Genomic DNA, 24,571 nt, shown 5'->3' on the forward strand with positions numbered 1-24,571 from the left:
TTTTGGGCGCTGACGGCACGGTCGTCCCAAAAAAGTGCCGGACTACCCATTGCGCGAAACCCTCTGACCACCTAAGTTGAGCAGACAGTGCGATGCAGGTCACATCGGACCCCCGCACTGTGGCGTAGATCGCAATAGCCTTCTACACCGGACGACATGGCCGCCACAGCCTCGGCGGGGCGGCAGGGAAAGAAGGGAATCTTCGGGTGTCAGCAACTAGGCCCGCGGCTCGCAGGACAAGCATGGCTTCTTCCACCCACACTGTTGTCCACGGCGCCGAAGCCGAAGCCCGTATCGCCTGGGTATCCCAGGCTCGATGCCGCCAGGCAGATCCCGATGAGCTGTTCGTACGCGGGGCCGCGCAGCGCAAGGCCGCGGTCATCTGTCGGCACTGCCCGGTGATCCTGGAATGTGGCGCGGACGCACTCGACAACCGTGTCGAGTTCGGCGTGTGGGGTGGGATGACCGAACGCCAGCGGCGCGCCTTGCTCAAACAGCACCCCGAGGTGGTTTCCTGGGCCGATTTCTTCGCCGCCCAGCGCAAACACCGCAGCGCGGTCTAGACCGCTCTACGCAGCTGATGTTTCGCCGGTGATCTGATCGGCGATCGCCCGCAACGCCTCCAGATCCGACACGTCGAACGGCAGCGACGGCACGCCGACGATCGACACGTGCGGATTGGCCCCGGTGAACCGGGACAGCAGCCGAACCTCACGCTTTGCCGTCAACGCGCGATCGGCGTGGATCTTCAGCACGGCCGCGGTCAACGAGTCCGGGTCGGTCTTCTCGAGCTCCTCGGCGGTTTCCTGTGCCTTCTCCGCATGCAGATCGCACAGCGTGGGATGGGTGCGGTTGAGGATCAGCCCGGCCAGCGGCATGTGTTCTTCGGACAGCCGGTCGACGAAGAACGACGCCTCGCGTAGCGCGTCGGGCTCGGCCGCCGACACCACGACGAACTGGGTGCCGCGACGCTTGAGCAGCTCGTAGGTGCGGTCGGCCTTCTCCCGGAAACCACCGAACGTGGCGTCCAGCGACTGAACGAAACCGGCTGCGTCAGCAAGCATTTGGGAACCCAACACGGTGGACAGCGCCTTCATCGCCAAGCCCACGGCGCCGGTCACGAGACGTCCGAACCCGCGGCCCGGCGCCAACAGCAGGCGCCACAGCCGGCTATCCATGAAGCTGCCCAACCGTTTTGGCGCGTCCAGGAAGTCCAGGGCATTACGCGACGGCGGGGTGTCCACCACGACCAGATCCCATTTGTCTTGTCCGAGAAGCTGTCCCAGCTTCTCCATCGCCATGTATTCCTGCGTGCCCGCCAGCGATGTCGCGACGGTCTGATAGAACTGGTTGTCCAGAATCGCGTCAGCCCGATCGGGTCCGGAGTACTGGATCACCATTTCGTCGAACGTGCGGCGCATATCGAGCATCATCGCGTGCAACTCGCCGCGCACTTCGGGGGCCAGCGGGACGCGCTGCGGGGTGTTGCCGAGGTCGGCGATGCCCAGGGCCTGGGCCAGGCGCCGGGCCGGGTCGATCGTCAAGACCACCACCGTGCGGCCGTATTCGGCGGCGCGCAGCGCCAGCGCGGCCGCGGTGGTGGTCTTGCCGACACCACCTGCGCCGCAGCACACCACGACGCGGTTGGAGGTGTCCTCGATGATCGCGCGCATGTCGAGGGCCGGCGGGCTGGTGCTCATCTACATCTCCTCAAACGGTCCGGGGTGGCTACCGGACGCCCTGCTGTGCGAGCGCTTCGGCCAGTTCGTAGAGGCTCCCCAGATCCACGCCGTCGGCGATCTGCGGCAACTCAAGGCGGGCCAGGTCCAGTGCGTCGAGTTGCTCGGAGCTCTCGGCGCGGGCCTTGAGCCGGGTGGCGTGCTGGATCGTTTCGGTGAGCAGGCCGGCGAAGTCGCTGTCGGACAACGTGATACCGGCACCGGCCAGAGTGGACCGCACCTCGTCGGCGTCGATGTCGCCCTCGGCGGCCTTGGCCAGGTCCTCCGCTGACAGGTAGGGCGGGATGTTGCGGTTGACGATGACGCTGCCGATCGGCAGGTCCATCTCCCTGAGCTCGTCGATGGCTTCCAGCGTCTCCTGGATCGGCAGCGCCTCCAGCAACGTGACGAGGTGAATCGCGGTGAGATCGGAGTGCAGAACCTTGACGACGCTTTCGGCCTGCCCGTGCACCGGTCCGCCCTTGGCCAGGTCGGACACCGCCTTGGTGACGTCGAGGAACCGGGCGATGCGCCCGGTCGGCGGCGAATCGACGACGACGGCGTCGTACACCGGTTGCTTACCCTTCTCGGCGCGCGTCACGATCTCGCGGATCTTGCCGGTGAGCAGCACGTCGCGCAGCCCCGGGGCGATCGTCGTCGCGAACTCGACCGCACCGATCCTGCGCATCGCGCGCCCGGCCAGCCCGAGGTTGTAGAACATGTCGAGGTATTCGAGGAACGCCGCCTCGGTGTCGATCGCCAGCGCGTTGACCTGACCGCCGCCGTCGGCCGTCGCGATCTTGACCTCTTCATAGGGCAGCGGCGGCACGTCGAACAGCTGCGCAATCCCTTGGCGCCCTTCGACTTCCACCAGCAGCACCTTGCGGCCGCCGGCCGCCAGGGCCAGTGCCAGGGACGCGGCGATCGTCGACTTGCCGGTGCCGCCCTTGCCGGTGACGAAGTGCAGGCGCGCCTTGGTCAGGCGAGACGGCCAGCCGACGGATTTCCCGCCATTGGTAGTGGAAGCCACCAGTGCATGCTAGCCAGTGGTTTGCGGGCTCATGGAGCCCGCGGCCCGATTTGACCGCCGGATAAGCTCGGCACATGACCGAACCGACCCGCTGGGAGTACTCCACCGTTCCGTTGCTCACCCACGCAACCAAACAAATCCTCGACCAGTGGGGCGAGGACGGTTGGGAACTGGTGTCGGTGCTGCCAGGGCCGACCGGTGAGCAGCACGTGGCGTACCTCAAACGACCGAAATGACACCGGAGCCGGAGGGCCGGCGGCATCAGACACCGGCCGCCAGGCTGGCCGAGCTGGGCATCGAACTGCCCGCGCTGGTGCCTCCGCTGGCGGCCTATGTGCCCGCGGTGCGCACCGGCAACCTGGTCTACACCGCCGGTCAACTGCCGATGCAGGACGGTGCGCTGCTGCAGACCGGCAAGGTGGGCGCCGAGGTGAGCCCCGAGCAGGGCAAGGCGCTGGCCCGGGTGTGCGCGCTCAACGCGTTGGCCGCGGTGCATTCGCTGGTCGGCGTCGACTCGGTCGCCCGGGTGGTCAAGGTGGTCGGGTTCGTCGCGTCGGCCCCGCAGTTCTACGGCCAGCCCGGCGTCGTCAACGGCGCCTCCGAGCTGCTCGGTGAGGTCTTCGGCGACGCGGGTGCCCATGCCCGTTCGGCAGTCGGGGTGTCGGCGCTGCCGCTGGACGCGCCCGTCGAGGTCGAGATCGTCGTCGAGGTGCGGTGAGCGCCCGGTGACCCTCGAGCACCCCGCATACGGGCGGCTTCGGCCGGTGACCGACACCGCGTCGGTGCTGCTGTGCGACAACCCCGGGATGATGACGCTGGACGGCACCAACACCTGGGTGCTGCGCGGTGCGGGCAGCGACGAGATGGTGCTCGTGGACCCCGGCCCCGATGACGACGACGACCACGTCGCGCGGCTCGCCGAGCTCGGCAAGATCCCGCTGATCCTGATCAGCCACCGCCACGAGGACCACACCGGCGCCATCGACAAGATCGTCGAGCGCACCGGTGCGGTGGTGCGCTCGACGGGCAGCGGGTTTCTGCGCGGGCTGGGCGGACCGCTGAGCGACGGGGAGGTCATCGATGCCGCGGGGCTTCGGATCACGGTGATGGCCACCCCGGGCCACACCGCGGACTCGGTGTCGTTCGTGCTCGACGACGCGGTGCTGACCGCCGACACGGTGCTGGGCCGCGGCACCACGGTGATCGACAAGGAGAACGGCAGCCTGCAGGAGTATCTCGACTCGTTGCAGCGGCTGCGCGGCCTCGGCCAGCGCACGGTGCTGCCCGGCCACGGCCCCGAACTCGCGGACCTGGCAGCGGTCAGCGACATGTATTTGGCGCACCGCGAGGAGCGGCTCGATCAGGTGCGCGGCGCGCTACGGGAGCTCGGTGAGGACGCCACCGTCCGCCAGATCGTCGAGCACGTCTACACCGACGTCGACGAAAAGCTTTGGGACGTCGCCGAATGGTCCGTGCAAGCCCAGGTGGACTACCTGCGTTCCTGACGCCCGAAAGGACAAACGGGCGCAAAAGTGCGAGTAAATTCCACCATTTCGTCGATCTGGGCGGAAAGAACTAGCGGGCGCGGCGGGCCAGGCGTTCGGAGTCGGAGATCAATACGCTCTTGCCTTCCAACCGAATCCAGCCGCGGTGGGCGAAGTCGGCGAGCGCCTTGTTGACCGTCTCGCGTGACGCGCCGACGAGCTGAGCGATCTCCTCCTGCGTCAGGTCGTGCGTCACCCGCAGCGCCCCGCCCTCCTGGGTGCCGAACCGCTGGGCCAGCTGCAGCAGCTGCTTGGCCACGCGGCCGGGCACGTCGGTGAAGATCAGGTCGGCCAGGTTGTTGTTGGTGCGGCGCAGGCGGCGGGCCAGCACCCGCAGCAGCTGCTCGGCGATCTCCGGACGATCCGAGATCCACGCCCGCAGCGCGTCGCGGTCCATGGTCACCGCGCGTACCTCGGTGATCGTGGTGGCGCTCGACGTCCGTGGGCCGGGGTCGAAGATCGACAGCTCACCGAACATGTCCGACGGGCCCATGATGGTGAGCAGGTTCTCCCGGCCGTCCGGCGACCGCCGGCCGATCTTGATCTTCCCGGACACGATGATGTACAGCCGGTCGCCTGGCTCTCCCTCGGCGAACACGGTGTGTCCGCGGGGGAAGTCGACGGGCTGCAGTTGCTTGGTCAGCGCGGATACGGCGCTGGGTTCGACCCCCTGGAAGATTCCGGCCCTCGCCAGGATCTCGTCCACGTTGCCCCTCTTAAGCTGTTGGGTGATATGACATGCGCAAGCCGACCTCTAGCTTGGTTAGCGAAATCAGTCTAGAGGTACCCCTATTCGCGACCAGCCCACGCTACACACGATTGGCATGTCGAGTCGGCTGAAATCCAGGATTGGGCTCGGGGTGTCCGTAATAGCGCGTCGGCAAATCGGATGCCGCGCCGTTGCCGGTCAGGCCGTTGCGCGTCGGCTCGGGGGTGTGCTGGCGTTGTCCCACCCGCTCCAGCGCGGTGCCCATCCCGTCCCGGGCCAGCGTGTCGACGTCGGTGGCGCGGGCGTGGGCGAGGAAGGCGGCCACGTCGGTGGCCGACACCGTGTCGCGGCGCAGACCCGCTTCTAGACGGTCGAGCCCGAATGTCGCCAACATCAGCAACCCCGGAATCAATCCGACCAGCAACCAGGACACAAGGCTGAAGTAAACACGGCCAAGGTCTCATCGGGATCACGGTTTGTCACCGGTCCGCCGTACCGTTTCCCGGCGGTGTCGGACGGCCTCAGTAGGCTGGCTGTCGTGACGGTGCGCGACACATCGACGGGCAAGCCGGCCGCGGCCAAACGCGCCCGCAAATGGGACGACGAAACCCGCATCGGCCTCGTGCGCCGGGCGCGGCGAATGAATCGGACGCTCGCGCAGGCATTTCCACATGTGTACTGCGAACTGGACTTCACCAACCCGCTGGAGCTCGCGGTCGCGACGATTCTGTCGGCCCAAAGCACCGACAAACGCGTCAACCTGACCACCCCGGCGTTGTTCAAGCGGTACCGCACCGCGCTGGATTACGCGCAGGCCGACCGCGCCGAACTCGAGGAGCTCATCCGGCCCACCGGCTTCTTCCGCAACAAGGCCGGCTCGCTGATCCGGTTGGGTCAGGAACTGGTGGAGCGGTTCGACGGTCAGGTGCCCGCCACCATGGCCGACCTCGTCACGCTGCCCGGCGTGGGCCGCAAGACGGCCAATGTCATCCTCGGCAACGCGTTCGGCATACCCGGTATCACCGTCGACACCCATTTCGGCAGGCTGGTGCGGCGGTGGCGGTGGACCGCCGAGGAAGACCCGGTCAAGGTCGAGCACGCGGTCGGCGAGCTGATCCCGCGCAAGGAGTGGACCGACCTGAGCCACCGGGTGATCTTTCACGGCCGCCGGGTGTGTCACGCGCGCAAACCTGCCTGCGGGGTGTGCGTGCTCGCCAACGACTGCCCCTCGTTCGGCCTCGGGCCGACCGACCCGCTGATCGCCGCGCCGCTGGTCAAGGGCCCCGAAACCGAGCATCTGCTGGCGCTGGCCGGGCTGTAGCCCGGCCCGTGTGAGAAGCATGCGCAGCTCGACCCGATGGACGGTGGCCGTGATGGTCATCCTGCTCGCCCTCGGTGTGGCGCTGTGGTTCGAACTGGCCGGCGGCGACGACGCCGGCACCGGGTCGGGCGGGCCGGGAACCGCGCGTGACCGCCGCGACGCCGACACCGCGGCCGCCCTGGCGGTCCCCCGAGCACGCGCGGACCTTGCGCCGTGCCCGTCACCGGGCACCGGCGCCGGGCCCGAGGCGCTGCGCGGCATCACCCTGGAATGCGTGGGCGACGGCGCCATGGTCGACGTCGCCACGGCACTGGCCGGCCGGACGGTGGTGCTCAACCTGTGGGCCTACTGGTGCGCACCGTGCGCGGCGGAGTTGCCCGCGATGGCCGAGTACCAGCGCCGGGTCGGGCCGGAGGTCACCGTGCTCACGGTGCACCAGGACGAGAACGAGACCGCGGCGCTGCTGCGGCTGGCCGAACTGGGCGTGCGGTTACCCACGCTGCAGGACGGCCGCCGGTTGATCGCCGCGGCGTTGCGGGTACCAAACGTCATGCCCGCAACCGTGGTGCTTCGCGCGGACGGTAGCGTTGCTGACGTTCTGCCGCGCTCGTTTGACAACGCCGACGAGATCGCCGCAGCGGTCAACCCGTCGATAGGAGCCACCGGGTGAGCTGGGTCAGCGAGGAGAGTCCGCTGGCCCCTGGTGCCGCGCCGTCCTGGCTCAAGCCGCTGCTCGACAACACCGACCAGGTCAAACGGGCCTATCGCCGCCGGGTGCCGCCCGAGATCCTGGCCGCGATGGGGGTGGACACGACCCCCGGCGCGGGCCGGGACGCCGCCGTGTTGGTGCTGTTCTCCGGCCCGCCGCAAGCGCATGCCGACGAGCCACCCCGGGACGTCGACCTGTTGGTCACCGTCCGCGCCGCCACATTGCGCCACCACGCCGGTCAGGCCGCGTTTCCCGGCGGAGCGGCCGACCCCGGTGACCTGACCCCGGTGCACACCGCGCTGCGCGAAGCCAACGAGGAGACCGGGATCGACACCGGGCGGCTGCATCCGCTGGCCACGCTGGAACGGTTGTTCATCCCGCCGTCGGGCTTCCACGTCGTACCGGTGCTGGCCTACTCCCCGGACCCGGGCCCGGTCACCGTCGTCGACCAAGCCGAGACCGCCGTCGTGGCGCGGGTACCGCTGCGCGCGTTCGTCAACCCCGAGAACCGAATCATGGTGTATCGCAAGGAGAACACCCGTCGATACGCCGGCCCGGCGTTCCTGCTCAACGAGATGCTGGTGTGGGGGTTCACCGGCCAGGTGATCTCGGCGATGCTCGACGTCGCGGGCTGGGCGCGGCCGTGGAACACCGACGACGTACGCGAACTCGACGAGGCAATGGCGCTCGTTGGGCACGACGCCGGTTACGGTGAAACACAACCATGACTTCGTCGCAGTGGCTCGACCTTGTTGTCCTCGCCGTCGCCTTCATCGCCGGCATCTCGGGATGGCGCTCGGGCGCGCTGGGTTCGCTGCTGTCATTCCTCGGCGTGGTGCTCGGCGCGGTGGCCGGTGTGCTGCTGGCCCCGCACCTGGTCGCCAACATCGACGGACCCCGCACCAAGCTGTTCGTGACGTTGTTCTTGATCCTGGCCCTGGTGGTCGTCGGCGAGATCGCCGGCGTGGTGCTGGGCCGCGCGGTGCGCGGCGCCATCCGCAACGGTGGGCTGCGGGCCATCGACTCCCTCATCGGGGTCGGGTTGCAGATCGTCGCCGTGTTGGTCGCCGCGTGGATGCTGACCTACCCGCTGCAGTCCTCGGATCAGCCGAACCTGGCCGCCGCGGTGCGCGGCTCGCAGGTGCTCAAGGAGGTCAACGACGTCGCGCCGGACTGGCTGCGCTCGGTGCCGACCCGGTTGTCGGCGCTGTTGGACACCTCCGGCCTGCCCGACGTGCTGCAGCCGTTCGGGCGCACCCCGATCGTGGCCGTCGACGCCCCCGACGCCGCCCTGGCCGTCGACCCGGTCGTGGCAACCTCGCGGCCCAGCGTGGTGAAGATCCGCGGGGTGGCACCCGGCTGCCAGAAGGTGTTGGAAGGCAGCGGGTTTGTGGTGGGACCCGACCGGGTGATGTCGAACGCGCACGTGGTGGCCGGCTCCGACAGCGTCACCATCGAGGCCGACGGCCAGACCTACGACGCCTACGTGGTGTCCTACGACCCCGAGGCCGACATCTCGATCCTCGACGTGCCCAACCTGCCGTCGCAACCGCTGCAGTTCGCCGAGACACCCGCGTCGACCGGAACCGACGCCGTCGTGATGGGCTATCCCGGCGGCGGGGATTTCGTCGCGACCCCCGCCCGGGTCCGGGAGATCATCGAGCTCAGCGGACCCGACATCTACCGCACCAACACCGTAGAGCGTGAGGTGTACACCATTAGAGGCACTGTGCGCCAAGGTAATTCAGGCGGTCCGATGATCGACCGCGACGGCGACGTGCTGGGTGTGGTATTCGGCGCCGCTGTGGACGACGCGGACACCGGGTTCGTGCTGACCGCCGACGAGGTGTCGCGTCAACTCACCAAGATCGGCAACACCCAACGCGTGCCCACCGGCACCTGCATCAGCTAGTCACGCGCCGTACACCTGCGACAGGAAGCGCGACAGTTGCTCGTTGACCGCCTCTGGCGCCTCCTCGTGCCCGAAATGCCCTGCGCCGGAAAGAGATACGTATCGGCCGTGCGGGGCGTACTGCTGTGTGCGGTACACGGAGTCGGCCAGCACATAGGGGTCGGCGTCACCCCGCAGGTGCAGGACGGGAACGTTGATTGGGCGTCGCATCGACCGCATGAACCGTCGCCCTTCACCGCGCAGCTGGCTGCGCACCGCCCAGCGCTGGTACTCCAGCGCCGAATGTGCCGCCGACGGAATCCGGATAGCCTGCCGCATGTGCCCGATGGTCTCGCTGAAGTCCTCTGAGGCAAGCCATTTCGCGCCGGCTCGGCTGCGCACCAGGTGTCCGAGCTCCTCGGCGTTGCGGCGGGTCAACGCGCGCTCGGGCCACATCGGCACCTGATAGCGCAGCAGCCACGGCAGCAGCGCCACCCGCTGGTCCCGCCGCCTGAGCACGGAGGCCCGAAGGGCCACCGGATGCGGTGAGCTGACCACGGCGATCGCCCGGACCGCCCGCGGGTGCAGTACCGCGGTCGCCCAGCACACCAGCCCGCCGTCGGCGTGGCCGACCAGCGTCGCCTCGTTGTGGCCGAGCGCCCGCACCAACCCGGCGGTGTCGCCGGCCAGCGTCCAGCCGTCGTAGCCGCGGGGCGGCTTGTCGCTGCCGCCGTAGCCGCGCAGATCGACGGCGACCACCCGGGCACCGGTCAGCCCGCGCAACTGGTGGCGCCACGACCACCAGAACGAGCCGAAGCCGTGCAGCAGGATGACCAGCGAGCGTTCGGTAGCGGGTGTCGTCGACGCGTCCGGGGAGTCGGCCTCGACCACATGGAATCGAATTCCGTTGGCGTGCACATCAAGATGACGCCATGGACCGTCGATGCGCACCACCGACGCATCGGGCGGCTGCCCGGAGGGCATTACCAGCCTGATGGATCGGTGGTCGACGCCGGCTTGCCGTCACCGGCGGCGATCGTCTTGGCCTTGTCGTGGCCGGGGGTCAGCGCCTCGGGGATCTCCTTCACCGATTCGATGGTCTGCTGCGGGCCACGGATGCGACGCACCTTGAGGTAACCCAGCAGCGCGAACACCGCGGTGACCACGACCATGATGCCGAACACGATCAGGAACGCCGCCCAGCGCCAGATCCAGGTGTCGAGCAGTTCGGCGACGAAAAAGAAGAAGAAGAACGTGGAGTAGAACAACACCACCAGCGCCAGGACGAAGTAGACGCTGCCGGTGAGCCCCTTCTTGACGTCACGAGTGATCTCGGCCTTGGCCAACTCCACTTCCGCGCGTACCAGGGTCGAGACCTGCGTGGTCGCATCCCTGACCAGGTCACCGATGGACGGGTCGGCCTTGGCGGCGTGCGGATCGACCAGTGGTATCGACGTCACGGTGGTCGGCGCGCCATTCCTGCTGCGATCGCTCACGGACAGTTCCTCCCGGCTCGGCTATCGGTCGCGGTTCATGTTGCCATGTCAGGTGTTGCCATGTGGCGTGTGCCTAACCGCGGGCCGACCGACGATAGACTGGCGGGATTCCAGCAAGGCAGGTCGGGCACGCGATTGGGGAGAAACCTTTGAGGACCAGCGGCCGCTGCCTGCGTCGTCTCGCAACCACAATGACCGCCCTTGCCGGGCTGGCGGCTCTGGGCGGGTTGGCGCCGGTCGCCAACGCCGCCGACCCGGTGGCCCTGGGCGGCGGGTCGGGGCTGGTCGTCAACGGCGAGACGTTGTGCACGCTGACCGCGATCGGCCATGACAACCGGGGCGACCTGGTCGGCTTCACCTCGGCCCACTGCGGCGGGCCAGGTGCGCAGGTGGCCGCCGAAGGAGCCCCGGACGCGGGTGTGGTGGGCGCCATGGTCGCGGGCAACGACAAACTGGACTACGCGGTGATCCAGTTCGACCCGGCCAAGGTGCGACCGGTCAACAACGTCAACGGGTTTCAGATCGACGGGCTGGGTCCGGACCCGGTCGTCGGCGACGTCGCCTGCAAGCTGGGCCGCACCACCGGCTACTCGTGCGGGGTGACGTGGGGTCCGGGCACCGAACCGGGCACCATCGTCAACCAGGTGTGCGGTCAGCCGGGTGACTCCGGTGCACCCGTCACCGTCAACAACCGGCTTGTCGGCATGATCCACGGTGCGTTCTCCGAGACGCTGCCCACCTGCATCATCAAGTACATCCCGCTGCACACGCCCGCGGTGACGATGTCGTTCAACACCCAGCTGGCCGACATCACCGCGAAGAACCGGCCGGGAACGGGTTTCGTCCCGATCGGGGCTTCGTGACGCGGTTACTTGCTGGTCCGGATGTTCTCGAACACGCTGGGGTCCACCAGGGTTGAGGTGTCGCCGAGTTCGCGTCCCTCGGCGACGTCGCGCAGCAGCCGGCGCATGATCTTGCCGCTGCGGGTCTTGGGCAGCTCGGGTACGACGTGGATTTCGCGGGGCCGCGCGATCTTTCCGATTTCCTTGGCGACCTGCTCACGCAGCACGTCGACCATCTCGTCGCTGCTGGATTTCGCGTGCGCCTCCAGGATGACGAACGCGCAGATCGCCTGCCCGGTCTGGGCATCGCTGGCCCCGACCACCGCCGCCTCGGCGACGTTTTGGTGACCGACGAGCGCGGACTCCACCTCCGCGGTCGAAATGCGGTGTCCGGACACGTTCATCACGTCGTCGATGCGGCCCAGCACCCAGAAGTCACCGTCCGCGTCGTAGCGTGCGCCGTCACCGGCGAAGTACCAGCCCTGGCTTTCGAACCGCTTCCAGTAGGTGTCCTTGAACCGCTCCGGGTCCTTCCAGATGCCGCGCAGCATCGCCGGCCATGGCTGGTCGAGCACCAGGTACCCGGTGACCGGTTCGCTGTCGGGCGGGCTGGGCGGGATGCGTTGGCCGTCCTCGTCGACGATCTGTGCGCAGATCCCCGGCAGCGGCGCCATCGCCGCGCCGGGCTTGGCCGCCGTCACCCCGGGCAGCGGGGCGATCATGATGCCCCCGGTCTCGGTCTGCCACCAGGTGTCGACCACCGGGGTCCGGTCGGCACCGATCACCTTGCGGTACCACCGCCACGCCTCGGGGTTGATCGGCTCGCCGACCGAGCCCAGCAGCCGCAGGCTGGACAGATCGTGGGCGTCGGGGATCTCCCGACCCCACTTCATGAACGTGCGTATCAACGTGGGGGCGGTGTAATAGACGGTGACACCGTACTTTTCGATGATCTGGAAGTGGCGATGCTCGTTGGGTGAATTCGGGGTGCCTTCGTAGACCACCTGGGTGGCGCCGTTGGCCAACGGCCCGAACACGATATAGCTGTGCCCGGTGACCCAGCCGATGTCGGCGGTGCACCAGTACACGTCGGTGTCGGGTTTGGAATCGAACACGTAGTAGTGGGTGTAGGCCGCCTGGGTGAGAAAGCCGCCGGTGGTGTGGATGATGCCCTTGGGTTTGCCGGTGGTGCCCGACGTGTAGAGCAGGAACAGCGGGTGCTCGGAGTCGAACGCCTCCGGGGTGTGCTCGGATGAGGCGCCGTCGACGACGTCGTGCCACCACACGTCGCGGCCCTCGGTCCACGGCACGTCCAGCCCGCAGCGGCGCACCACCAGCACATGCTGAACCGACGGCTGATCGGCCACCGCCTGATCGGCGCCCTCCTTCAGCGACACCGCCTGGCCGCGCCGGTACTGCCCGTCCGAGGTGATCACCACCTTGGCTTCGGCGTCCCCGATGCGGGCGGCCAGCGCCGACGCCGAGAAGCCGGCGAACACGACCGAATGCAGCACACCGAGCCGGGCGCACGCCAACATCGCGACGAGGGCCTCGGGGATCATCGGCATGTAGATCGCCACCCGGTCGCCGGTGGCCAGGCCCAGATCGGTCAGCGCGTTGGCCGCCTTGCACACCTGCTCCTGCAACTCGGCATAGGTGATGGCGCGGCTGTCGCCCTCCGGTTCGCCCTCCCAGAAGATCGCCACCCGGTCGCCGTGGCCGGCCTCGACGTGGCGGTCGACGCAGTTGTAGGCGACGTTGAGCTTGCCGCCGACGAACCACTTCGCGAACGGGGCGTCCGACCAGTCCAGCACCTCGGTGAACGGGGTGTCCCAGGCCAACCGCTCGGCCTGCCGGCCCCAGAACGCCAGTCGATCCTGCTCGGCCTCGCGGTACAGCTCCTCGGTCGCGTTGGCCTGTGCGACGAATTCCTTGGCGGGCGGATAGACAGCGGGGGCTTCGGTTTGCGTCTCGGACATACCTGTGAGCGTAGTCACCGAACCCATCGAGCACGCCGACATGTCACAAGGTGTCGGTGAGCGTGCGCGACGCGCTGGCTGGTGAGCGCGCCGGTAGGACTAGCGTGGGCTGCCGTGACCGCTTCAGCCAACCCGTTGGCCCCGCTGGTCGAACTGCCCGGAGTTGCGCAAGCCTGCGAGGAAGCGCGCGACGCGCTGGGCCGTGCGCACCGGCACCGCTTCAACTTGCGCGGCTGGCCGGCGACTGCCGCGGAGTCCGCGCTGCGCGGCGCGCGGGCGTCGTCGGTTTTGGACGGCGGCTCGTTGCAGTTGGCCGGCGGCGACGAGCTCGACCCGGTGCTCGCGGGCGCGCTGCGGGTGTCGGAGGCGCTCGAGGGCGGCGAGACCGCGCTGGTGGGGGTGTGGCGGCGCGCCCCGTTGCAGGCCATCGCCCGGCTGCATGCGCTGGCGGCCGCGGACCTCGTCGACGACGACCACCTGGGCCGCCCGCGCACCGACCCCGACGTCGGGCACCGGCTCACGCTGCTGGCCGACATCGTCACGGGCGACGCCGGGCGGGCCGTGCCCGCGCCGGTCCTGGCCGCCGTCGCGCACGGTGAACTGCTCACGCTCGCACCGTTCGGCAGCGCCGACGGTGTGGTGGCCAGGGCGGTGTCGCGGCTGGTGACGATGTCCAGCGGGCTCGACCCGCACGGCCTGGGGGTGCCGGAGGTCTATCTGATGCGGCAGTCCGGGGACTACACCGCCGCGGCGCGCGGCTTCTCGTCGGGTACGCGCGACGGTTTGACGTCGTGGTTGCTGCTGAGTTGCCGGGCGCTGCACGCCGGTGCGCGCGAAGCGTTGTCGATCGCGCAAGCCATGGGTTCGCAGCCGTCCCAGGGCCCACGCGCGAGCCGGGGACAAAATGAAGCGGGCGGCGCTCCGAAGTGATTCGGCTCGCCGCCCGCTAGCACGGACACCGGTTACCAAGCGTGCTCGGTCGGCTGCGTGGGTGGCCTCGGCGTTTTGTCGATGCGCTGCGGCTGCAACCCCACCCAAAGGGTCGTCAGGGAAATTCCCGCCGTCCGCTCTTCGCAAATACGCAGGCCCGCAACACTTCTGCCTATTTCGCGGCGTGTGCTCCGCGTGGGTGCCGGGATCCGCGCTAGGAGCTTGGTTCGGGAGTCCGAGCCTTCTCTTCCGGCTCGGCCTTGGCCTCCCCAAGCTTCCGTGCCTCCTTTGTACCCCGTGACCGCGGTCACATCAAGGGCTGATTCCCGCACCGGTCCCGGATCGTTACCCGCAGCGGCGCTGCCGCGCGCCGCGGCACGAAAACGCGGATCAGAACGCGAAACGCCGAAGCAACGAATAGGTCAGCGCGCCGGCCGCCAACGCGCTCACCCCGACCGCGGCGGTGGTGGCCACCGCGGCGCCCGACGGCGCGGAGATACGGTCGCGCAGAGACACCGGCCGGGAGAAGGTCAGCACCGGCCAACCGCGCGCGACAGCTTCTTTGCGCAGTGCGCGATCCGGGTTTACCACGCTGGGGTGACCGACGGTTTCGAGCATCGGCAGATCGGTGATCGAGTCGGTGTAGGCATAGCAGTGCGCGAGCGCGTAACCCTCCCGGGCGGCAAGCTGGCGAATTGCCTCGACTTTGCCCTCGCCGTAGCAATAGAACGCGATTTCGCCGGTATAGCGGCCGTCTTCGACGACCATCCGCGTCGCCATCGCGTGGGTGGCGCCGAGCGCGCGAGCGATGGGCGCGACGATTTCTTCACCGGAGGCCGACACTATGACGACGTCGCGGCCGCACAACTTGTGATCGGCGATCAGGTCGGCGGCCTCTGCGAACACCAACGGGTTGACGATCTCGTGCAGCGTCTCGCCCACAATGGACTTAACCTGTTCGACGTCCCAGCCCGCGCACATGTTGGTGAGGTAGGTGCGCATCCGGTCCATCTGATCGTGGTCGGCACCGGACATCAGAAACAGAAATTGGGCATAGGCAGACTTCAAAACTGCCCGTCGATTAATTAGCCCTTGCGCGAAGAAGGGTTTGCTGAACGCCAATGTGCTCGATTTCGCGATCACCGTTTTGTCGAGGTCGAAGAACGCCGCGGTTTTGATCGGCTCACCGGCCGGCGGCGCCGGCTGCGGACCCCCCGACGCTGCGGTCGGCGATTGCGATTCGGTCACGGCGCCAGCATAGGTCCCGCTGCGTGACACAAACCTGGCCTCTGTACAAATTGGCAGTTCACGACACGTGTCGGTGACTGCAGTCTTTCCTCACTTTCTGTGCTTTCTTCAGCAAGCAACCCTTGCGTCGGCCCGCACTGGCGTGTGTATAGTGAGCCTTACCCGGCCTTGTGTCGGGTGTGCATCAGCCCGACCCCCCGGGGCTGATACACGACGACCTCCGCCTCCTCCCCCCCTGGCGGGGGTCGTCTCTTTTCCGGGGCTATTCGCATAGCGGATAAGTTCGGTGGCCTCACAACGTTGCGGAACGCGGTTTTCGCGGAGCGTCGGATCCTCGGTTATCCACATCCGCCGAATCATCCACAGATCCAAGTGTGCTCATCGCGCGGTGCCGGGTTTGCCCGCAAGGTGGGTTCATGGCCACCGCCCACGGCATCCTCGCGCTGATCGACGACCCCGCACTACGCGCTGACGTCGACCGGGTCTGCGCGGCCGTCGGCCTGCAGGTGGTGCATGCATCCGAGCCGTCGAGCCGCAAGGTGTGGACAGGCGCGGCGGCCGTGCTGCTCGACGTCGCTGGTGCGCACCGCTGCGCCCAGCGGGCGCTGCCCCGGCGCGCCCGCGTCGTGCTGGTGGGCCGGCGTGAACCGGTCGCCGCCGAATGGGAAGCCGCGATCGCGATCGGCGCGCAACGGGTCGTCGCGCTGCCCGGGCAGGACGCCGAGTTGATGGCCGAGTTGGCCGATGCCGCCGACGCGGTCCGCGAGGATGCGGCGCGCGGAGCGGTGGTCGCGGTGCTTGCCGGGCGGGGCGGCGCGGGTGCTTCGGTGTTCGCTGCCGCACTCGCCCGCACAGCATCACAGGTCACTCAAGCCTCAGCAGCCATGCTCATCGACACGGACCCGTGGGGCGGCGGCATCGACTTGGTGTTGGGCAGCGAAGCCGACCCCGGGCTGCGCTGGCCGGACCTGATGCTGCAGGGCGGCAGGCTCACCTACACCGCGCTGCGCGCCGCGCTGCCACACCGCCACGGCGTGACGGTGCTGTCGTGCGCCCGCGCCGGCGGCGACATCGACCCGGCCCCGTTGGGTTCGGTGATCGACGCGGGCAGCCGCGGCGGGGTGACGGTGGTCTGCGATGTGCCGAGACGGTCGACGACGGCCGCCGAAACCGCGCTCGCCTGCGCCGATCTGGTCGTCGTCGTGGTTCCCGCCGACGTGCGCTCATGTGCTGCGTCGGCCGCGCTGGCGCGGTGGGTCACCACGGTCAACCCCAACGCGGGCCTGGTGGTACGCGGACCGGCGCCGGGTGGTCTGCGGCCGCGTCAGGTCGCCGAGATCGTCGCGTTGCCGGTGTTGGCCGCGATGCGTCCGCAGCCGGCGGTGGCGCGTGTCCTGGAACGGGATGGCCTGCGGCTGCGACGGCAGTCCCCGCTGGCCGTGGCGGCCAGGCGGGTGCTCACCGTGTTGCGCGGGCATCCGGTGGTGGAGGCGGCATGAGCGCGTCGCTGATCGACCGGGTCCGTGAGCGGCTGGCCGCCGAGGCCGTGTCGTCGGTGCCGTTGCGCCCGAACGTCGTCGCCGACGCGATCCGCGCCGAATCAGGTGGCCTGCTCGGCGACAGCGAGGTGCTGCGCGGGTTGCGGGCCGTGCAGACCGAACTCACCGGTGCCGGTGTGTTGGAGCCGCTGCTGTGCGCCGAGGGCACCACCGATGTCTTGGTGACCGCGCCCGACGCCGTGTGGGTGGACGACGGCGCCGGGTTGCGCCGCAGCACAGTTAGATTCACCGACGAGCCGGCGGTGCGCCGGCTGGCCCAACGGCTGGCGTTGGCGGCGGGCCGACGACTCGACGAGGCCCAACCGTGGGTGGACGGTCAGCTCAGCGGTTTGGGCACCGGGGAGTTCACCGTGCGATTGCACGCGGTGTTGCCGCCGGTCGCGGTCGGCGGCACCCACCTTTCGCTGCGCGTACTACGGCCTGCCACCCAGAACCTCGCGGCGCTCGCGAAGGCGGGTGCCATCGAACCCGCAGCCGCGGCGCTGCTCGACGACATCATCCACGCGCGCCTGGCGATGTTGATCTCGGGTGGCACCGGCGCCGGAAAGACGACGTTGTTGGCGGGGGTGCTGGGTTCGGTGCCTGCCGATGAACGGATCGTCTGTGTGGAGGACGCCGCCGAACTCGCCCCCGCCCATCCGCATCTGGTCAAGCTGGTGGCCCGCTGCCCGAATGTCGAAGGTGTCGGCGAGGTGACGGTGCGTCAGTTGGTGAAGCAGGCGTTACGGATGCGACCCGACCGCATCGTGGTCGGCGAGGTCCGCGGCGCCGAAGTGGTCGACCTGCTCGCGGCGCTCAACACCGGTCACGACGGCGGCGCCGGCACCGTCCACGCCAACAGTCCCGCGGAGGTTCCGGCGCGGCTGGAGGCCCTGGCCGCCGTCGGCGGGCTCGACCGCGCCGCGCTGCACAGCCAACTTGCCGCCGCGGTTCAGGTCCTCGTGCACGTCAGCCGCGACCGCGCGGGGCGCCGAAGGCTGACCGAGATCGCGGTGCTCCAACGCGGGCCCGACGACAAGGTGCACGCCGTGGCGGCCTGGCACGCCGACACCGGATCCGGCCCCGGCGCAGCGCATCTGCGGAGCCTGATCGACGAGCGGCGACGGGCATGAGCGGCGCGGCACTTGCGCTCGCGCTCGCGCTGTTGGTCGCACCCGCACCGACCCGTCGCATCCGGCTGCGCCCCCACGCGCCCATCTCCCCGGCGTGGCTGCGTGCCGTGGCGCTGTCGTGCCCGGCGGTGATCGCGTTGGGGTTGGCGGTCATCGCGCCGCCCGGCATCGTGGTGGCCGCCGCCGCCGTCGCCGCCACCGTGGAAGTCCGTCGGCGCCGCCGGTTCCGGAACCGGCGCGGCGCAACAGAAGCCGTTGCGCTGCAAAGCGCATTGGACGTCCTCGTCGGTGAGCTGCGCGTCGGTGCGCATCCGGCCGCCGCTTTCGGCACCGCCGCCAAAGAGGTCGACGGTGACGTTGCGGCGTCGCTGCGCACGGTCGCTGCCCGAGCCGGGATGGGCGCCGACGTCGCCGCAGGTTTGCGCAGCGTCGCTGGGCAGTCGGCGCTGTCCGCGCACTGGGAACGCCTCGCGCTGTGTTGGCAGCTGGCGCAGACGCATGGCCTCGCGATCGCGACGCTGATGCAGGCCGCGCAGCGAGACATCGTTGAGCGGGAACGCTTTTCGGCCCAGGTCACCGCGGCCATGGCGGGTGCGCGCACGACGGCGGCAGTGCTGGCGGGCCTGCCGGTGCTCGGCATCGGCCTCGGCCAGTCGATCGGTGCCGAGCCGATGGGCTTTCTGTGCTCCGGCGGGGCGGGTCAGTGGGTGTTGGCGGTCGGGGTCGCGCTCGCGTGTACCGGTGTGGCGTGGTCGGACCGGATCACCGACGGGGTCCTCAAATGACCGCGGTGGCGTTGCTGCTGGCGGCGGCTGTGCTGATTGGCCCGGGCGCTTCACGCCGGCTGCCGGCTGCGCCGAAATCCGCTCGGGTCCAACGGGAGCGCGGCCGAACTGATCCGCTGGCCGCGGCGTCCACGTTCGAGGTGTTCGCCGCCTGCCTACGTTCGGGGATGGCGGTGTCGACGGCGGCTGCGGCGTCGGCGCCGCTCGCCCCGCCGCACCTGGCCCGGCTGCTGACCCGGGCCGCGGACCTGTTGGCGCTGGGCGCAGATCCGGCGGTGGCCTGGTCGGATCCCATCGGGCACCCGGACCAGCACACCGATGCGCTGCTGCGGCTGGCGCGGCGTTCGGCGTCATCGGGTGCCGCGCTGGCCGAAGGCAGCACGGATCTGGCCGCCCGAACCCGCGATGACGCCGCGGCCGCGGCTCGCGCGGCGGCCGAGCGGGCGTCGGTGTTGATCGCCGGACCGCTGGGGGTGTGTTACCTGCCGGCATTTCTGTGCCTGGGCATTGTCCCGGTGGTCGTCGGGCTGGCCGGTGACGTGTTGCGTTCGGGAGTCCTGTGATTCGAGATAGGGAAAGGAAACACCATGCTGGCGGACAAGATTCGGGCAGCCCAAGCACGGTTTGCACTGCTGTTGGTCGACGAGGACGGAATGTCGACCGTCGAGTACGCGATCGGTACGGTGGCCGCCGCGGCGTTCGGCGCCATCTTGTACACGGTGGTCACCGGCGACTCGATCGTCAGCGCGCTGACCAACATCATCAACCGCGCGCTGAACACCAATGCCTAGGTGACGAGTTCGGCGGTGCGACGGTGGAGGCGGCGTTCGCGCTCGCGGGTCTCGTCGTCGTCCTGGTCCTGTGCGTGGCCGGGCTCGCCGCGGTGTCGATGCACATCCGATGCGTCGACGCGGCGCGCGAGGCCGCCCGGCTCGCGGCGCGCGGTGATGACGGTGCGGCCGTCGCGCGCGGCGTCGCACCCGAGGGTGCGGTGGTGGGGGTGCGGCGCGACGGTGCGCTGGTGGTCGCGACGGTCAGCGCGCGCTCGGCGCTGCTGCCGGGCCTCACGGTCGCCGCGCGGGCGGTGGCCGCCGTGGAGCCCGGCGTGCGGTGAGGAGGGTTCGGCGACCGTGGCCGGCGTCGCGGCGATGGCGGTGGTGTTGGCGGTCACCGTCGGCGCGGTATATGTCGGTGCGGCGGTGATCGGCCGTCACCGCGCGCAGGCGGCTGCCGATCTGGCCGCGCTGGCGGCCGCGGTGTCCCTTGCCGATGGCACGGCGGTGGCGTGTGCGCAGGCATCCCAGATCGCGGACGCGATGGACGCGAGCGTTGCGCGCTGCGCGGTCGAGAACCTCGACGTCGTGGTCGCCGTGCAGGTTCAGGTCGCGGTTGGGCGGCTGGCGGTCGGCCCGGCGCGTGCGGTCGCGCGGGCCGGCCCGGTCGACGCCACCGGTTGACAGGGCGACTGAAGTGCCGACAGGAAGTCCTCCGACGGCCGGTCAGCGGCGCAGGTCGACGACCCGCAGCGGCGTGCGCGCCGTGCCGGGCGGGGTCCAGTCGAACGGAACGGCCTGTGCCCGGTACACCAGCGACGTCAAGGTGAGCCGGTCGACTCCGGGCACCCTCGGTTGTTTGACCTCGGGTTCGCCGGCCACGCCGTATCCCGCATACGGGCTGTGGTACTCCCACACGACGTCGCCGCCGGCGGTCACCTGAAAAATCCGCCCCTGCATACCTTCGGTGATCAGCGTGTTGCCGTTGGGAAGCCGCTGGGCGCTGCTGACGAACGAACTGAAGAAGGTCCACGAAGGCAGCCCGGAGTCCTCGGCCGTGTACTGCCAGACGATCTCCTCGGTGGCGGGATCGATTTCGAGAACCCGGGACCCGGCGTAGATTCCGATGCCGGCGGGCGGGTAGCCCGCGCCGCCCTGGTTGTCGAACACCAGGATGTTGCCCGCGCCGGGCAGGCCGGGCGCGATCAGGTGCGGGTTGTGCTGGCCGCAAATCTGATCGAGCGGACGCGGCACCTTGTGCGCGTTGATGCGCTGGTGCTGCGCGCCCGCCGGATCGTCGAAGTAAGGCCCCAGTTTCCAGGCGAGGGCTCCCGTCGACTTGTCGATGAGCGCGACGACGTTGGCCTTGCGGAAGCTGACCAGGATGTTGTCGGGATGAAAGACGCTGTCGGCCTGCGCGCTACTCCAGCGGTTGGGGCCAAGGGATTTGGCGCTGTTCATCTCCAGGTAGCCCCACGGGTCCTCGGGATCACGGGCCACCGTCGCGCGCAGCGCGGCCCAGCCGTCTGCGGAGAAGCCGAACTCGTCGAGGTGGTCACCGGCAAGCCAGCTCCACACGATCTCACCGTCCGGGGCGACTTCGTACAAACCTTGATCGCCGACGACGTCGTCGCCCAGGCCGGGCACCGCCCTCGGCGCTGTCACGAGGATCAGCCGGTTGCCGTTGGGCAGCAACTCCCAGTCGTGGTTCTGTCGGGCCGCGCCGCCGGGAGCCTGCCTGCCCCACTCCCACACGACCTCGCCATCCCAGTCGAGTTGGCCCACCGTGCCGTTGGCGTAGATGCCGCCGCGGGCGTCGCCGCTGTCGGACAGCTGCACTCCGACATCGCCGACGCGCCCGCGGTTGAGCACAGGGTCGAGGATCCGCGGGGGAACTCCGGCATACGGCCAATCGTGGACGACGCTGCCGGTGAGGTCGATCAGTCGGGTGACCGAATCGGCCCCGGTGAACAGGACATAGGAGCCAAAGACGAGTTCGGGATCGAGGTAGGTGACTCCCGCTAGCCGAACGAATGCCATATCGGGTCAGCGTTGCCGACCGCGCGCAACCGCGAAACGGTCCCGATCGGCGTGAGCAAAACCCTGGCGGACGTGCCGGCGTTCAAACCCGTGCGCGCTGGCTTTCCCACGCCGACAGCAACCCGGTGAATCGGCTGCGCTCGGGCTGGTCTTGCCATGCCGCGTAGGTGACGCCGTCGTCGGCCACCAGCAGCACCGCGTCCAGACCCTTGGCGCGGCGTAGCGTGTCGATCGCCTGCGCCGGGGTCTGCACGATGGGGCCGGCGATGTTGAAAGACGTATTGACAGACATCTCCACCCCGATGCGACGGCCGAGCGCCTTCAGATAGGCGTAGGTGAGGGGATCGTCCTTTTGGCGCACGATCTGGATTCGGCCGGTGCCGTCGGCGTGAATCACCGCAGGAACCTTGTAGCGTGCGCGCGGCTTCGCGCGCGCCGTGAGAACCATGTAGTCATAGGCGCGGTAGTCGGCGTCGGATGCGCCCGGATGCAGCTCGAAATATTCACGCGCGGCGTGCAGCGTCGCCATCGGCGCCAGCGGGCGGATCGCCTCGCGGTATTTGACGCGTTCGTTCAGGTGCTCACGCGCCTGCGGATCGCAGGGGTTGGCGAAGATCGAACGATGGCCCAAGGCGCGTGGCCCGGTCTCGGCAGGCCCCTGATACAGCGCGATGACGGCGTTCTGCGCCACCATGAAAGCCATCAGATCGGCCACCGCGTCACGGCCGTCCGGCGTCGAGATGTCGCCAACCCGGCACGAGGCGACATCCTCGAGTGCCGCCGCGACGTCATCTGTTGCGGGCGAGGTGCCGCAGTAAAACGCATGCGTCAACGCGGCGCCGCGCGGCGCACCGGCTTTATGCGCCATCTGCCAGGCAGCGCCGATGGTGACACCGGCGTCGCCGGGAGTCGGCGGCACCCACAGATGTAAGCACGCGTTGTGCCGTTGCGCCTTGGTGAACCACGCCTCGTCGAAGTGTTCGAGCAGCCGCATGTTGCCCAGGGCGTTGAGCGCCACGCCGCCTGTCAGCACCAGGCGGTTGGCGCCGGTGACCCGCAGCAGGTGATCGACGATATGGATCAAGGCATCCTCGAACACCAGTTGCGTCGCCGCCGCCTTGTCGAGGCGGTCTTCGGTGTCAGGCCGCTGGTCGATATCTTCGACGCGCAACATGGCGTCGGGGTTCCAGAGTTGTTCTGCGGTGAGCGGATCGCCGAGAATCTCGATGAGCCGGGGGCCGTAGGGCCGGTCAAACGGTCGGCAATACCAGTTGGCCATGGAGCGGTTGAGCCTGACCTCGCCGCCGGCGCCGAACTGCAGCACCTCCCTCAGGCGCGGATAGTATGGGTTGGTCGCGCGATCCATATCACCCCACGCCGCGGCGCCCATGTAGCGGCCCTCGCTGGACAGGACGGTCCAGCCGCCCTGGGTCGAGGAGATCGTGCTGTAAAAGGCCCCGAGTGAGTCGAACACGCTGTCGTTGCAATACAACCGACGCATCGCGCCGCGCTCGGCGACGTACAGGGACACCGATCCCCGGTCCCCGGTGCCGTCGAGTACCGCGATCGCCACCGGTTCCTCATCGTCGGCGAACGGCGAGGCCGCAAACGAAAACCAGGCGTGGTTGTCATGGTGCGGCATGCAGATCAGCGGGACCGGATACCTCGATCCCAACTGCTTGCCGAGAATCTCTGGCGTGCGCCACATCTGGCAAAAGCGTCTCCGGTGCAGACCGGCGAAATCGGGAAGACGGAGCAGCCTGAAACCGGCCGGCGCTTCCTCGACGACTGCACGCGTCAGCGTAGCCAACAGCGCCGGGTAATCCCAGGATGTGACGAACGCGTCGATGTCGCCGACATCGAGGCCCATGCTGCGTAGCGTGGCGACCATCGCATCGAGTGATCGACGTGGATATTCGGTGGTGTGCTTGGTTCCCGAAAAGCGTTCCTCTTCATTGTTGACGATGATGCGCGGACCATTCGCCATCGTCACCTCGATGAGCGCGACGCCGGTGTTGTGGGTTCCTGGCGCGGCAAGGCCCGCGAGATAGACGGTCGCGCCCCGGTCCAACTTCTCCCGGATCGACGCGATGCGCTGGCCGGCGAAGGCCGAGTCCAGCCCGTGAAATCCCATCCACCCCATGACCCAGATCGCGATTCTGTGGACGACGTGAAAACTTGCCGCACCCAGTTTCGGGTGGCGGGGACCAATTCGCACGCTCGGTCGCGCCGAATCGGCGCGCGGGCCGTCCGCACGGTGAACGGACAGTTGACTGCGAGGTGACGCCGGGTCTTGATACCTGGTCTGGGTTTGCGGAAGTCCCAGCATCGTTCGACCTCTTCCACTAGTCAGCAGCACGCGGTTGGGTTCGCCGTTGAAAGGCAGGTTAGAAGCGGCCGTACGCTCCTGCGTCAGTAGCCGGGTACTGCAACTGGTCGCCGCTGTCGGCTCCACTACTGAACTGCCGCCCGCCTCGACCCGCTCAGTACCACCGCGTCGGGGCCCGCGAGATTGCAGTGGCGCGCTACTGCATTCGCCGCACCGGATGCGCGTGAGGATTCCGGTTGCGGAGGTTCCCCGAAAATCGCGGTGAGGAAGCTGCCATGACCATTGATCAAGTCGCGCCGGCGGCGCCGCCTGAACTCGATGCGCAGGCCTCGATGAACATGCACTTCAGTAGGTGGGTCGAGCAACGCCGGGCCGAATTCGACCGTGAGCGCACCGTGGCACCGAGGGTCGCCCGGATGCTGGCCACCGGCAACGTGCTGTGTCTTTCACCCGACGAGCGCCTACGGCGACACCGTTGTCGTTGATGTCGTGAGGAACCGGAGATGATCGACCGCGACCGCGAAATCCACGCCGACCTCGACCTGACGGCCGCCGT

28 protein-coding genes are annotated in these 24,571 nt (G+C 68.8%); 18 read left to right on the forward strand and 10 right to left on the reverse strand.

The features are described 5' to 3' along the window. Positions 1-206: 206 nt before the first annotated feature. Positions 207-563, forward strand: coding sequence for a WhiB family transcriptional regulator (locus K3U96_RS02525; protein WP_069405274.1), 357 nt, complete (start codon positions 207-209; stop codon positions 561-563). Positions 564-569: 6 nt separating this feature from the next. On the opposite strand, the gene bagB is transcribed toward K3U96_RS02525, so the two are convergent. Both bagB and bagA read right to left on the reverse strand, forming a co-directional pair. Further along, the gene (gene bagB / locus K3U96_RS02530; RefSeq protein ID WP_069405273.1) at positions 570-1,700 is read right to left on the reverse strand and encodes an ATPase BagB; all 1,131 of its coding nucleotides are present in this window, start codon (positions 1,698-1,700) and stop codon (positions 570-572) included. A 28-nt stretch (positions 1,701-1,728) separates the two neighbouring features. After that, positions 1,729-2,751 carry an ATPase BagA gene (gene bagA, locus K3U96_RS02535; protein ID WP_205871018.1) on the reverse strand — a complete coding sequence of 341 codons (1,023 nt, stop codon included), beginning with the start codon at positions 2,749-2,751 and terminating at the stop codon, positions 1,729-1,731. Positions 2,752-2,822: 71 nt separating this feature from the next. On the opposite strand from bagA, the gene sp36 reads away from it, so the two are divergent. From sp36 to K3U96_RS02550, 3 genes are read left to right on the forward strand one after another with little or no spacing between them, the layout of a single operon-like run. After that, a complete protein-coding gene (sp36, locus tag K3U96_RS02540) occupies positions 2,823-2,984 on the forward strand; it encodes a Sp36 family protein (protein ID WP_109747120.1) in 162 nt (53 codons plus the stop codon). Next, positions 2,981-3,466 carry a RidA family protein gene (locus K3U96_RS02545; protein WP_069405271.1) on the forward strand — a complete coding sequence of 162 codons (486 nt, stop codon included), beginning with the start codon at positions 2,981-2,983 and terminating at the stop codon, positions 3,464-3,466. Before sp36 ends, K3U96_RS02545 begins: the two co-directional genes overlap by 4 nt. A 7-nt stretch (positions 3,467-3,473) precedes the next feature. Continuing rightward, positions 3,474-4,253 carry an MBL fold metallo-hydrolase gene (locus K3U96_RS02550; RefSeq protein ID WP_230982343.1) on the forward strand — a complete coding sequence of 260 codons (780 nt, stop codon included), beginning with the start codon at positions 3,474-3,476 and terminating at the stop codon, positions 4,251-4,253. Positions 4,254-4,323: 70 nt separating this feature from the next. Here K3U96_RS02550 and crp read toward each other — a convergent pair whose 3' ends face one another. Together crp and K3U96_RS02560 are read right to left on the reverse strand one after the other, a co-directional pair. Beyond that, positions 4,324-4,998, reverse strand: coding sequence for a cAMP-activated global transcriptional regulator CRP (gene crp, locus K3U96_RS02555; RefSeq protein WP_069405269.1), 675 nt, complete (start codon positions 4,996-4,998; stop codon positions 4,324-4,326). A 103-nt stretch (positions 4,999-5,101) separates the two neighbouring features. Continuing rightward, positions 5,102-5,395 (reverse strand): hypothetical protein, encoded by a 294-nt coding sequence (locus K3U96_RS02560; protein WP_084223140.1) that lies wholly within the window; start codon positions 5,393-5,395, stop codon positions 5,102-5,104. 144 nt (positions 5,396-5,539) lie between these two features. On the opposite strand from K3U96_RS02560, the gene nth reads away from it, so the two are divergent. From nth to marP, 4 genes are read left to right on the forward strand one after another with little or no spacing between them, the layout of a single operon-like run. After that, the gene (gene nth, locus K3U96_RS02565) at positions 5,540-6,322 is read left to right on the forward strand and encodes an endonuclease III (RefSeq protein WP_220691972.1); all 783 of its coding nucleotides are present in this window, start codon (positions 5,540-5,542) and stop codon (positions 6,320-6,322) included. Between the two features lie 19 nt (positions 6,323-6,341). After that, complete coding sequence (locus tag K3U96_RS02570; protein ID WP_220691973.1) at positions 6,342-6,992, forward strand: TlpA family protein disulfide reductase; 651 nt, start codon at positions 6,342-6,344, stop codon at positions 6,990-6,992. Next, positions 6,989-7,759 carry an NUDIX hydrolase gene (locus tag K3U96_RS02575; RefSeq protein ID WP_220691974.1) on the forward strand — a complete coding sequence of 257 codons (771 nt, stop codon included), beginning with the start codon at positions 6,989-6,991 and terminating at the stop codon, positions 7,757-7,759. Before K3U96_RS02570 ends, K3U96_RS02575 begins: the two co-directional genes overlap by 4 nt. Then, on the forward strand, positions 7,756-8,943 hold the full coding sequence (gene marP / locus K3U96_RS02580; protein ID WP_220691975.1) for an acid resistance serine protease MarP: 1,188 nt from the start codon (positions 7,756-7,758) through the stop codon (positions 8,941-8,943). Before K3U96_RS02575 ends, marP begins: the two co-directional genes overlap by 4 nt. On the opposite strand, the gene K3U96_RS02585 is transcribed toward marP, so the two are convergent. Next, positions 8,944-9,906, reverse strand: a complete 963-nt coding sequence (locus K3U96_RS02585) for an alpha/beta fold hydrolase (RefSeq protein WP_220691976.1) — start codon at positions 9,904-9,906, stop codon at positions 8,944-8,946. After that, complete coding sequence (locus K3U96_RS02590) at positions 9,906-10,424, reverse strand: phage holin family protein (RefSeq protein ID WP_220693368.1); 519 nt, start codon at positions 10,422-10,424, stop codon at positions 9,906-9,908. The genes K3U96_RS02585 and K3U96_RS02590 overlap by 1 nt, the downstream gene beginning before the upstream one ends. Before the next feature lie 185 nt (positions 10,425-10,609). Between K3U96_RS02590 and K3U96_RS02595 the strand changes: the two genes are divergently transcribed. Further along, a complete protein-coding gene (locus K3U96_RS02595; protein WP_069405261.1) occupies positions 10,610-11,281 on the forward strand; it encodes a S1 family peptidase in 672 nt (223 codons plus the stop codon). A 5-nt stretch (positions 11,282-11,286) separates the two neighbouring features. On the opposite strand, the gene acs is transcribed toward K3U96_RS02595, so the two are convergent. Then, positions 11,287-13,239 (reverse strand): acetate--CoA ligase, encoded by a 1,953-nt coding sequence (gene acs / locus K3U96_RS02600; RefSeq protein WP_220691977.1) that lies wholly within the window; start codon positions 13,237-13,239, stop codon positions 11,287-11,289. Between the two features lie 114 nt (positions 13,240-13,353). On the opposite strand from acs, the gene K3U96_RS02605 reads away from it, so the two are divergent. Then, on the forward strand, positions 13,354-14,169 hold the full coding sequence (locus K3U96_RS02605) for a Fic family protein (RefSeq protein WP_230982344.1): 816 nt from the start codon (positions 13,354-13,356) through the stop codon (positions 14,167-14,169). A 390-nt stretch (positions 14,170-14,559) separates the two neighbouring features. On the opposite strand, the gene K3U96_RS02610 is transcribed toward K3U96_RS02605, so the two are convergent. After that, entirely contained in the window at positions 14,560-15,348 is a 789-nt protein-coding gene (locus K3U96_RS02610) for an HAD-IB family hydrolase (protein WP_110917310.1), read from the reverse strand. 485 nt (positions 15,349-15,833) lie between these two features. Between K3U96_RS02610 and ssd the strand changes: the two genes are divergently transcribed. From ssd to K3U96_RS26825, 7 genes are read left to right on the forward strand one after another with little or no spacing between them, the layout of a single operon-like run. Beyond that, positions 15,834-16,916 carry a septum site-determining protein Ssd gene (gene ssd, locus K3U96_RS02615; RefSeq protein ID WP_069405257.1) on the forward strand — a complete coding sequence of 361 codons (1,083 nt, stop codon included), beginning with the start codon at positions 15,834-15,836 and terminating at the stop codon, positions 16,914-16,916. Beyond that, a complete protein-coding gene (locus K3U96_RS02620) occupies positions 16,913-18,088 on the forward strand; it encodes a TadA family conjugal transfer-associated ATPase (RefSeq protein WP_220691978.1) in 1,176 nt (391 codons plus the stop codon). Before ssd ends, K3U96_RS02620 begins: the two co-directional genes overlap by 4 nt. After that, the gene (locus K3U96_RS02625) at positions 18,085-18,873 is read left to right on the forward strand and encodes a type II secretion system F family protein (protein ID WP_220691979.1); all 789 of its coding nucleotides are present in this window, start codon (positions 18,085-18,087) and stop codon (positions 18,871-18,873) included. Before K3U96_RS02620 ends, K3U96_RS02625 begins: the two co-directional genes overlap by 4 nt. Then, positions 18,870-19,436 carry a type II secretion system F family protein gene (locus K3U96_RS02630; protein ID WP_069405254.1) on the forward strand — a complete coding sequence of 189 codons (567 nt, stop codon included), beginning with the start codon at positions 18,870-18,872 and terminating at the stop codon, positions 19,434-19,436. Before K3U96_RS02625 ends, K3U96_RS02630 begins: the two co-directional genes overlap by 4 nt. 24 nt (positions 19,437-19,460) lie before the next feature. Further along, complete coding sequence (locus tag K3U96_RS02635; RefSeq protein ID WP_069405253.1) at positions 19,461-19,664, forward strand: DUF4244 domain-containing protein; 204 nt, start codon at positions 19,461-19,463, stop codon at positions 19,662-19,664. A gap of 23 nt (positions 19,665-19,687) precedes the next feature. Beyond that, positions 19,688-19,987 (forward strand): TadE family type IV pilus minor pilin, encoded by a 300-nt coding sequence (locus tag K3U96_RS26820; protein ID WP_230982345.1) that lies wholly within the window; start codon positions 19,688-19,690, stop codon positions 19,985-19,987. Then, positions 19,887-20,330 (forward strand): Rv3654c family TadE-like protein, encoded by a 444-nt coding sequence (locus K3U96_RS26825; protein ID WP_308206792.1) that lies wholly within the window; start codon positions 19,887-19,889, stop codon positions 20,328-20,330. Before K3U96_RS26820 ends, K3U96_RS26825 begins: the two co-directional genes overlap by 101 nt. A gap of 42 nt (positions 20,331-20,372) precedes the next feature. On the opposite strand, the gene K3U96_RS02645 is transcribed toward K3U96_RS26825, so the two are convergent. Together K3U96_RS02645 and K3U96_RS02650 are read right to left on the reverse strand one after the other, a co-directional pair. Next, positions 20,373-21,686, reverse strand: a complete 1,314-nt coding sequence (locus K3U96_RS02645; RefSeq protein WP_220691981.1) for an aryl-sulfate sulfotransferase — start codon at positions 21,684-21,686, stop codon at positions 20,373-20,375. A gap of 82 nt (positions 21,687-21,768) precedes the next feature. Then, positions 21,769-23,820: a carbamoyltransferase C-terminal domain-containing protein gene (locus tag K3U96_RS02650; RefSeq protein ID WP_230982347.1), complete on the reverse strand. Its 2,052-nt coding sequence runs from the start codon at positions 23,818-23,820 to the stop codon at positions 21,769-21,771. Positions 23,821-24,290: 470 nt separating this feature from the next. Here K3U96_RS02650 and K3U96_RS02655 point away from each other — a divergent pair, with 470 nt between their 5' ends. Further along, positions 24,291-24,500 carry a hypothetical protein gene (locus K3U96_RS02655; protein WP_220691983.1) on the forward strand — a complete coding sequence of 70 codons (210 nt, stop codon included), beginning with the start codon at positions 24,291-24,293 and terminating at the stop codon, positions 24,498-24,500. Positions 24,501-24,571 lie beyond the last annotated feature (71 nt).

This window comes from Mycolicibacterium holsaticum DSM 44478 = JCM 12374, from assembly GCF_019645835.1.
In the GTDB taxonomy this organism is placed as follows: Bacteria; Actinomycetota; Actinomycetes; order Mycobacteriales; family Mycobacteriaceae; genus Mycobacterium; species Mycobacterium holsaticum.

Excerpts from the sequence above, each read along its gene's own strand:
- bagB (WP_069405273.1), bottom strand. The coding sequence starts at position 1,700 with ATGAGCACCAGCCCGCCGGCCCTCGACATGCGCGCGATCATCGAGGAC.
- sp36 (WP_109747120.1), top strand. The coding sequence starts at position 2,823 with ATGACCGAACCGACCCGCTGGGAGTACTCCACCGTTCCGTTGCTCACC.
- K3U96_RS02545 (WP_069405271.1), top strand. The coding sequence starts at position 2,981 with ATGACACCGGAGCCGGAGGGCCGGCGGCATCAGACACCGGCCGCCAGG.
- K3U96_RS02560 (WP_084223140.1), bottom strand. The coding sequence starts at position 5,395 with ATGTTGGCGACATTCGGGCTCGACCGTCTAGAAGCGGGTCTGCGCCGC.
- K3U96_RS02570 (WP_220691973.1), top strand. The coding sequence starts at position 6,342 with ATGCGCAGCTCGACCCGATGGACGGTGGCCGTGATGGTCATCCTGCTC.
- marP (WP_220691975.1), top strand. The coding sequence starts at position 7,756 with ATGACTTCGTCGCAGTGGCTCGACCTTGTTGTCCTCGCCGTCGCCTTC.
- K3U96_RS02585 (WP_220691976.1), bottom strand. The coding sequence starts at position 9,906 with ATGCCCTCCGGGCAGCCGCCCGATGCGTCGGTGGTGCGCATCGACGGT.
- K3U96_RS02595 (WP_069405261.1), top strand. The coding sequence starts at position 10,610 with ATGACCGCCCTTGCCGGGCTGGCGGCTCTGGGCGGGTTGGCGCCGGTC.
- acs (WP_220691977.1), bottom strand. The coding sequence starts at position 13,239 with ATGTCCGAGACGCAAACCGAAGCCCCCGCTGTCTATCCGCCCGCCAAG.
- ssd (WP_069405257.1), top strand. The coding sequence starts at position 15,834 with ATGGCCACCGCCCACGGCATCCTCGCGCTGATCGACGACCCCGCACTA.
- K3U96_RS02620 (WP_220691978.1), top strand. The coding sequence starts at position 16,913 with ATGAGCGCGTCGCTGATCGACCGGGTCCGTGAGCGGCTGGCCGCCGAG.
- K3U96_RS02625 (WP_220691979.1), top strand. The coding sequence starts at position 18,085 with ATGAGCGGCGCGGCACTTGCGCTCGCGCTCGCGCTGTTGGTCGCACCC.
- K3U96_RS02630 (WP_069405254.1), top strand. The coding sequence starts at position 18,870 with ATGACCGCGGTGGCGTTGCTGCTGGCGGCGGCTGTGCTGATTGGCCCG.
- K3U96_RS02635 (WP_069405253.1), top strand. The coding sequence starts at position 19,461 with ATGCTGGCGGACAAGATTCGGGCAGCCCAAGCACGGTTTGCACTGCTG.
- K3U96_RS02645 (WP_220691981.1), bottom strand. The coding sequence starts at position 21,686 with ATGGCATTCGTTCGGCTAGCGGGAGTCACCTACCTCGATCCCGAACTC.
- K3U96_RS02650 (WP_230982347.1), bottom strand. The coding sequence starts at position 23,820 with ATGGGATTTCACGGGCTGGACTCGGCCTTCGCCGGCCAGCGCATCGCG.
- K3U96_RS02655 (WP_220691983.1), top strand. The coding sequence starts at position 24,291 with ATGACCATTGATCAAGTCGCGCCGGCGGCGCCGCCTGAACTCGATGCG.